Origin of the sequence: Acinetobacter minutum (genome assembly GCF_035916735.1) — a bacterium.
Taxonomy (GTDB): domain Bacteria; phylum Pseudomonadota; class Gammaproteobacteria; order Pseudomonadales; family Moraxellaceae; genus Acinetobacter.
Window position 1 is genome coordinate 36883 of record NZ_JAQIHG010000022.1, and the last position, 6000, is coordinate 42882.

The window sequence follows — 6000 nt, forward strand, 5'->3', positions numbered from 1 at the left end:
GATTATTAGGTTAAATAGAACAGCTATTTAATCGCATTGACTATCCTCAATTGGAGATAATTACATGAAGCAACCTGTTCGCGTTGCCGTTACTGGCGCTGCTGGTCAAATTGGTTACAGCCTACTATTCCGTATTGCCAGCGGTGAAATGCTAGGTAAAGACCAGCCAGTTATTTTGCAATTGTTAGAAGTTCCTTTTGAGAAAGCTCAAGCTGCGCTTAAAGGCGTAATGATGGAACTTGATGACTGTGCTTTCCCATTATTGGCAGGCATGATCGGTACTGATGATCCGAAAGTTGCATTTAAAGATGCTGACTACGCGTTATTGGTTGGTTCACGTCCACGTGGTCCTGGTATGGAACGTGCTGACCTATTAAAAGTAAACGGTGAAATCTTCATCGGTCAAGGTCAAGCGCTTAACGAAGTAGCGAGCCGTGACGTTAAAGTTCTTGTTGTAGGTAACCCTGCGAACACCAATGCTTACATCGCAATGAAATCTGCTCCAGATCTTCCAGCGAAAAACTTCACAGCAATGTTACGTCTTGACCACAACCGTGCGTTGACTCAACTTGCTCAAAAAGCGGGTGTTGCGGTTTCTGACATCAAAAACATGACTGTTTGGGGTAACCACTCTCCAACAATGTATGCTGACTACCGTTTTGCCAATGTAAACGGCGAAAGCTTGAAAGACAAAATCAACGATGCAGCATGGAACAAAGACGTATTCCTTCCTACAGTTGGTAAACGTGGTGCTGCGATCATTGAAGCACGTGGTCTTTCTTCTGCTGCTTCCGCTGCAAACGCTGCAATTGACCATATGCGTGACTGGGCGCTTGGCACAAACGGCGAATGGGTAACAATGGGTATTCCTTCTGACGGTTCTTATGGTATCCCTGAAGGTGTAATGTTCGGTTTCCCTGTAACTTGCGAAAATGGCGAATACAAGATCGTTCAAGGTCTTGAAATCGACGAATTCAGCCGTGAGCGTATCAACTTCACGCTGAACGAGCTAGAAGAAGAACGTGCAGCAATCGCTGACATGGTTAAATAATTTAATCTTTTAGATTAGATTGAAAGAGCACTCCACTTGGGGTGCTTTTTTTATGGTATTTATCGGGCAAAACAAAAAATAACAAGACTGGATGCGAGAGTCGCGGTAAATTGAAAACAAATACGCGAGTTTGATTTAATCAACAGAAAATACTGAAAATAACAGGAGAGCGTTATGTTAGAACAACAACCTACTTTCGAATTATTATTTGAACAGCTCGGCCTTCCCTCTGACGAAGCTTCCATTGAAAAATTTATTCAAGAACATCAGTTACCGGCAGAGGTCAAACTGCATTGTGCCGAATTTTGGAATGCCGGACAGCGCGATTTTTTGCAAAGTCACTGGAAAGAAGATGATGAATGGATTGTCATTATTGACCAGCTGAATGAACAACTCCATGAAGACAGCATGCCTGAAGTCTAAGACTTCAGGTTTTGCCTTGATAGATGATTGTAAATTCAGTGAAGTGTTTGAGCAATCATTTGCTGGAACCAGCTTGCTGTACGCAGCGGATCAAAAGCTGGATGTACTTGTAAAAGTTGTGGATCAAACTCTGCGGTTTTGGTGTATTTTTTGAGCCAATGACGTGTCAGCGCATGTTCTTTTTGAGCAGCTGAGGCATAAGCCAAGAAGAAATAAATATTCCCTTCTTCATGATGTGCAAGTGGTTTCAGAATCTGTTGCGTGATTAAAGCAAAACGGTTTTCACGGTTCAGTTCAAAATACAGCATATAGGCTTTGGCTAAATGTAAAGACAGGCTCAGATAGAGTGCTAAAGGTATTTCTTCATATTCAATCCGTGCCTGCTCCAGAATGACAATCGCTTCCTGCAGAAAATGGATTTGTTCCTGACGCATATTGCTCAGTACCACCAGCTGCAGACGTAAATCTCCGCGTTCCAGAGAAAGTTCAGGAGTGTTCTGGCTCAAGTACAGTTGATCTGTCTCGCCAATACGCGCGATGATATGTTGTGCATTTTCCGCCATGAAGCAAAACCTCTGAATTGATCTGTTCTATATGAGGATGATCCTCGGAATTTAAAGCCGTGAGTGTTTTTACCAGAGTGTATGGCCACTACGTAACCAGGCGGTGATAGAAAGGCGTTGTTGTTTGGCGACCAAGACCTCGTGAAGCAGATCACTTTGGAAAACAGCAAGGCGGTTGGGTTCGGGCCGTAGAATATGCCATTCGCCATGTTTATCTTGTAAACGCAGTTCACCACCCCAATCGGGTTGCCATTCGGGATGTAAATAATAAACAGCCGAGATCATCCGGTCATTTTTCTGTTGCGGGTTATCACGATGCAGTGCGTAGAATTCTCCGGCATGGTAACAGGCAAAATGTGCCTCAACTTCTCGGATTCCGGTAAAAAAGGCACGATTCAGTTCTTGGGCGAAACTATGTAAAGCCTGAATATGCTGTTGTGCGAGAGGGAGATCTTCTTGAATCCATAGAATATGATCGCTGCGGATATTGCTGACCACACCATTCTGGATGGCAGCTTCGCGAAAACGTGCCAGGTTAGCGTTACATTCATCAAGTAAGGCTTGTCCATACTGTTCAGAATAGGCTTGGTCAATGACGGCAAACCCATGTTGATCGATGTCCTGCAAAACCTGATCGATATTCCAATGTGACGGGATAGAAAATGCGGTCATGACGCCTCGATTGAGTCTGAAAATGTGTAATTGAAACAGAACAGTATTTTAGATCAGGTGATCATCAGTAAAGAAACTTTTTTTCATGCTAAAATATCTGCCGATTTAAGGAACCCATATAAAGATGAATTACCGTCACCATTTCCATGCCGGCAACTTTGCCGACGTCATGAAGCATGTGTTGCTGCTGCAATTATTGGCACGCTTAAATGCCAAAGACAAACCATATCGTTATATCGATACACATGGTGGTGCCGGTAAGTATGATCTGTCACTGGCGCCAGCCCAGAAATCGGGTGAATTCCTGAACGGGATTCATCGTTTGGTTAAGCTAGAAGACTCTGTCAAACGTCAGGCACCGGAAGGTGTGCGCCAATATCTAAAATTGGTTGAACAGATGCGTGCTCAGGACGGTCAGGGAGCTTATCCGGGATCGCCGTGGTTTGCATTACAAGGAATGCGCAATATTGATAAGGCGACAGTTTTTGAAATGCAACGCGATGTATTTCAGCAACTGCGCCAGAATATTCGTGATAAGCGTGCGGGGTTGCATGAGCGTGATGCTTACGAAGGTTTACTGGGTGTCATTCCACCAAAAGAAAAACGTGGTTTGGTGATGATTGATCCACCGTATGAGCTAGAGCGTAAAGATTTTCCCCAGTTGGTGGAATTGTTGCAAAATGCGTACAAGAAATGGCCAACGGGTGTTTTTGCGGTATGGTATCCAATTAAAGACCGCGCAATGATTGAACGCTTTGAAAAGAAAATGATGAAAACGGGCATTCGTCGCCAGTTGGTGTGTGAAATTTGTGTATGGCCGGATGATACGCCAGTGGGATTAAATGGTTGCGGTTTGCTGGTGATCAATCCACCTTGGCAATTCTCTGAACAGGCAGATGAAGCACTGCAATGGTTATTCCCGCATTTACGTATGCAGGAAAATGGTGGCCACGCTGCAGTGCGCTGGTTGGTGGGTGAATAACCCGTTCAGACTCAAATAATTTATGTGACAGGTCAAGCTGGGACAAACAATGACAAATACACCAAAGCCGGAAAGCGAGCAGTCCACCCAGGAGCATTCCTTTGATGGCATCACCTTCGAGGTGGTTGAAGAAGAGCATACGCGTGAAGGACAGCGCGTGAGACGCCGTGGGATTTACTTGTGGCCGAATCTGATCACCACTGCTGCGCTGCTTTCAGGTTTTTATTCGATTATTGCCAGCATGAATGGGGAGTTTACCCAAGCGATATATGCCATTTTTCTGGCTGCATTGTTTGACGGTCTCGATGGTCGTGTTGCACGTGCAATTGGTGCGCAAAGTGCCTTTGGCGAACAATATGACTCTTTGTCCGATTTGCTCGCGTTCGGTGTTGCGCCTGCAATTTTGATGTATAGCTGGAGTTTGAATGATCTCGGGCGCATTGGTCTGGCTTGCTGTTTTATCTACACGGCTTGCGCAGCTTTTCGTTTAGCACGGTTTAACGTACAGATCGGTGTGGTGGATAAACGCTATTTTATTGGTGTGGCCAGTCCATTAGCGGCAATCATGGTCATCTCACTGGTATGGGTGGGATTGGATTATCCGGGCGTATTTGATTTGCAATCTCTTGGTATTAAGTTGTTGAATGCTGTCGTGATGGTGCTAGTCGGTTTATTGATGGTCTCTAATATCAAATATTACTCTTTCAAGCAGCTTGATCGTAAGCGGGTTCCTTTTGTGGTGATGCTACCGGTTGTGCTTATTTTTGCTGCAATCACCTATAATATTCCTGTCGGGATTCTGATTGTGGCACTCATTTATGCTTTGTCTGGTTTTGTAACAACTTTCTTAGCCAGGAAAAGTTAACGGGTAGGAGGTAAGTATGCTGAAGATCACCAATTTTCTAGATCTCTCTCGGCAGCTAAACCTCAAAGCTCAACATCGAGAGCCACTTGCTTATCATGCCCCACAGGGGCGTTATAAAATTGTTCATCAAAGCCTCGTCATTCCGGGGCTTCCTGCACCGTTATATTATCTGAATTTTTTTACCTTGCTTGGTCAGCCGAATCTTCCGATTTGGTTGAATGCGGATGCGGTTTTCAATGATTCACTTGATACCGCAACCGTGTTAGTCAGTGCCAGTCCTCATATGGTTGGGCATCTCAAACGTTATTCGATCAGTCGTGATTGTCAATTTGAAGATCATCAATTCCGTTTTGCACAGACTGATACAATTTCCGGTCAGTTTCCTCAATTTCGTTTTCAGCGTTTAGATACAGAATTTCAGGTTGATTTACAGATAAGGGCCAATAATCAGCCTGTCTATTTCAGTAAATTACGTCTCAACCTGATGGAATTCTGGTCGGTATTATGTGACTGTCAGGGGCAAGTCCGTTACCAAGGGCAGACCTATCACATTCAAGGGATGGGAGCATTGCAATACGCACGGTCAGTGCATATGCCTCCATTACCTCTGTGTTTTTATACCTGCCAGATTCTACATTTCGCTGATGATTTGCAAATCGTATTACAGCAAGTACGTGATCAATTTAATCAGGTTGTGATTTCCCGTTGCTATATTCGACAGGCGGATGGTGAACATCAATTTTTTGATCAGCATGTTCAATTCAAAATAGACCGCGTCTATCCTTGGGTGCAAACACCGAATGCCCAGCGCATGTATTTACCTCGTGAATTTAACTGGCGAATTTATCAAGATAAAAAACCTTATCTCACCATTCATGCACAAAGTCGCGGTGATTTTAAATTTGGTTTGGGGGCTGGATATGTGGGAAGTTTCCGTTTTGATGCAGAATTGAATGGTAAACGCTACAGCGGGGAATCCGGATATTGCGAATATGTGGATTGCCGACCATTAAAATGGCAGGAAAACCAGCAAAAATCTTTTTTTCAAGAAAAGTTATTAAATACAGAGCCTTGCTTTTTAAAAAATAAAAAAGACTGACTAAATAAAATACACTTAGTGGATTCTTTATCAAAAACTTCTTGCGTCTGTGAAGGAATGGCCTATAATGCGAATCCATCGGCGGCGCTGTTGAATAAAACTTGTTGAAAATCAAGCGATTGGAAATAAGTTAAATTTAAGAGTTGACATTCTGGATAAACAGAGTAGTATAGCCGACCTAGCTTGATGCTGACGAAGCATCGAGAAGATCATTAAGAGATTATGAAGAACAACTTGTGTGGATTTTTACTGGTTGATTGATCGATATATTATCATTGATTGAATTGGTAGAAATTACTCGAAGTTTATTTGAGCGAATTTTTAGTCAGTAAGATTAATGAGCCA

7 protein-coding genes are annotated in these 6000 nt (G+C 43.4%); 5 read left to right on the forward strand and 2 right to left on the reverse strand.

Annotated elements, in window-relative coordinates; all coding sequences use genetic code 11:
- Nucleotides 1–64 precede the first annotated feature (64 nt).
- The gene (locus tag PAE54_RS09480) at nucleotides 65–1051 is read left to right on the forward strand and encodes a malate dehydrogenase (protein WP_273778422.1); all 987 of its coding nucleotides are present in this window, start codon (nucleotides 65–67) and stop codon (nucleotides 1049–1051) included.
- Nucleotides 1052–1225: 174 nt separating this feature from the next.
- Complete coding sequence (locus PAE54_RS09485) at nucleotides 1226–1474, forward strand: DUF2789 family protein (protein WP_273778425.1); 249 nt, start codon at nucleotides 1226–1228, stop codon at nucleotides 1472–1474.
- 35 nt (nucleotides 1475–1509) lie between these two features.
- On the opposite strand, the gene PAE54_RS09490 is transcribed toward PAE54_RS09485, so the two are convergent.
- Together PAE54_RS09490 and PAE54_RS09495 are read right to left on the reverse strand one after the other, a co-directional pair.
- Nucleotides 1510–2037, reverse strand: coding sequence for a hypothetical protein (locus tag PAE54_RS09490; RefSeq protein WP_326519257.1), 528 nt, complete (start codon nucleotides 2035–2037; stop codon nucleotides 1510–1512).
- A 69-nt stretch (nucleotides 2038–2106) separates the two neighbouring features.
- Complete coding sequence (locus PAE54_RS09495) at nucleotides 2107–2709, reverse strand: 2OG-Fe(II) oxygenase (RefSeq protein ID WP_326519258.1); 603 nt, start codon at nucleotides 2707–2709, stop codon at nucleotides 2107–2109.
- 124 nt (nucleotides 2710–2833) lie between these two features.
- Here PAE54_RS09495 and PAE54_RS09500 point away from each other — a divergent pair, with 124 nt between their 5' ends.
- The 3 genes from PAE54_RS09500 to PAE54_RS09510 are packed head-to-tail and all read left to right on the forward strand — an operon-like array spanning nucleotide 2834 to nucleotide 5655.
- Nucleotides 2834–3691 (forward strand): 23S rRNA (adenine(2030)-N(6))-methyltransferase RlmJ, encoded by an 858-nt coding sequence (locus tag PAE54_RS09500; protein ID WP_326519259.1) that lies wholly within the window; start codon nucleotides 2834–2836, stop codon nucleotides 3689–3691.
- 49 nt (nucleotides 3692–3740) lie between these two features.
- Nucleotides 3741–4556, forward strand: a complete 816-nt coding sequence (gene pssA, locus PAE54_RS09505) for a CDP-diacylglycerol--serine O-phosphatidyltransferase (RefSeq protein WP_326519260.1) — start codon at nucleotides 3741–3743, stop codon at nucleotides 4554–4556.
- A 16-nt stretch (nucleotides 4557–4572) separates the two neighbouring features.
- Nucleotides 4573–5655 carry a DUF6670 family protein gene (locus PAE54_RS09510; protein WP_326519261.1) on the forward strand — a complete coding sequence of 361 codons (1083 nt, stop codon included), beginning with the start codon at nucleotides 4573–4575 and terminating at the stop codon, nucleotides 5653–5655.
- The last annotated feature ends 345 nt before the right edge of the window (nucleotides 5656–6000 follow it).